At 61.7% G+C, this 1,489-nt stretch carries 2 protein-coding genes and 1 pseudogene; 1 reads left to right on the top strand and 2 read right to left on the bottom strand.

Features of this window, described 5'->3' with window-relative positions; all coding sequences use genetic code 11:
• Nucleotides 1–141: pseudogene (locus NR193_RS33255) on the top strand (3'-5' exonuclease); the annotation flags it as partial.
• Nucleotides 142–449: 308 nt separating this feature from the next.
• Here the strand turns inward: NR193_RS33255 and NR193_RS33250 are convergent.
• On the bottom strand, nt 450–974 hold the full coding sequence (locus NR193_RS33250; protein ID WP_256754880.1) for a GNAT family N-acetyltransferase: 525 nt from the start codon (nt 972–974) through the stop codon (nt 450–452).
• Nucleotides 971–1,252, bottom strand: coding sequence for a DUF1778 domain-containing protein (locus NR193_RS33245; RefSeq protein ID WP_256754879.1), 282 nt, complete (start codon nt 1,250–1,252; stop codon nt 971–973). Before NR193_RS33245 ends, NR193_RS33250 begins: the two co-directional genes overlap by 4 nt.
• Nucleotides 1,253–1,489: the final 237 nt, after the last annotated feature.

Raw genomic sequence — 1,489 nt, 5'->3', positions numbered from 1 at the left:
CGGCCGAAGGCTTGGTGGATCGAGATTGATGAAGACCTTTACGATGACGAACTCCGCTATCTACGCTCCGAGATCTATCGCTGGAACGAGGCGGAGCCGCCTGCCGTGCGGCTAACGGCACACGATCGGTTCAGAGCATGATGCGTTGACGTCCCGCAAGTACAGCATGCTGCCGCCTTGCATTTTTTGTTCAACGCATGGCGACCATGGATGCCTGCTCATCCCGCCTCGGCAACCGAAACGGGCGAACGGATCGCCCACACCCGAAACCGTCTGGTGCTTGAGCAGGCAAGGGCGGTCGGCCTTCTGGTCAACCGGAAGGGGAGGGGAGGGCGCTTGGGCGGCATCGGCCAGCTGCTCGGGCACACGGCCCATTTCCCGAACGACGTCGACGATGTCAGGCAGATCGTTGCCAGGAACCTCGTCTGCGTTGCGCTGGGACACCATGGCTACAGTTTTCCCCCGAGGCGCAAGCCGGCTTCGAAGGAAGCGAGCGGCAGGAACAGGGACAATGGCCGATCGTCGAGGCTCAAGGCGCCGTAGGACCGATACCACTTCGCAACCCGCTCGTCCTTGGCGTCAATGAGCATCAGCGTTCCACCGACCTCGGTGGCGGCCCGAATGCAGCGCAGGCCCGCCGCCATCAGCAGCTGGCCGCCCAGTCCTTTGCCCTGCGCACTTCGCGACACAGCAAGACGCGCCAGACGAAATCCGCCGACCGCGTAGCGGCCAAGGCCTTTTCGAAATTTCTCCGGAACCTGTTCGAATTCGGCCTCGCCGGGACTTAATGTGTAGAAGCCGAGCAGGACCTCGTCCGCCTTGCTCACGGCCAGGAACGTCTTCGAGGCGCCGCGCTCATGGTTCTTGCGGGCATGGTTGCGCAGAAACCCGTTCATGGCATCGTCGCCGCAGTCGAAATTTTCCCGATCGTGATGGCGGCCGACCGGTTCCTCGCGCCAATCGGGAAGACTCATAGATCGGCCGGCAGGGCGCGCGCGGCGGCGATCATCTTCTCGTTCGGGGCAGGGGGGTTCTCCAGCGCTTCCAGGACCTTGAGCGTATCACGCTCGGACAGCACGATGCGGTCGTTGCGCTCGATGATGTCGCGCGACGCCTCGAGCACCGTGCGCAGCACGAAATCGGTGATGCCGGCGGCGCCGGCGATTTCGGTGGCGCGCAGGATCATGGCCTTGTCGGCCGGTTTGATGCGAAACGACATGCGCTGGCTGTCGCTGACGGCGGCGCGGGGCATCTTTTCTGTCCTTCTGGAGCGTTCAGGATGCCGATAGTGTATGTTTTGGGGCTTTCCGTGTCAAGTTGTACAGCTTCATGCCACACATTCTTATAACGACCGATAAGGCAACATTATCGGTCTTTTCGTACGAGCGACAGGTGCGGCGGTATTGACGCAATATGGTTGTCATAAGCGCCGTTGTGAGCCATGCTGCCGTTGATGATTCTGCGTCCAAATTCCTCGCCGCGCCACCCT

Source organism: Mesorhizobium sp. Mes31 (assembly GCF_024519675.1).
GTDB lineage: Bacteria > Pseudomonadota > Alphaproteobacteria > Rhizobiales > Rhizobiaceae > Mesorhizobium.
Note: the sequence above shows the minus strand (reverse complement) of the source record. Positions and strands in the feature narration are given on the sequence as shown.

What these genes read in the sequence shown, in the direction of transcription:
- NR193_RS33245 (WP_256754879.1), bottom strand. Translation starts at nt 1,252, where the DNA reads ATGCCCCGCGCCGCCGTCAGCGACAGCCAGCGCATGTCGTTTCGCATC.
- NR193_RS33250 (WP_256754880.1), bottom strand. Translation starts at nt 974, where the DNA reads ATGAGTCTTCCCGATTGGCGCGAGGAACCGGTCGGCCGCCATCACGAT.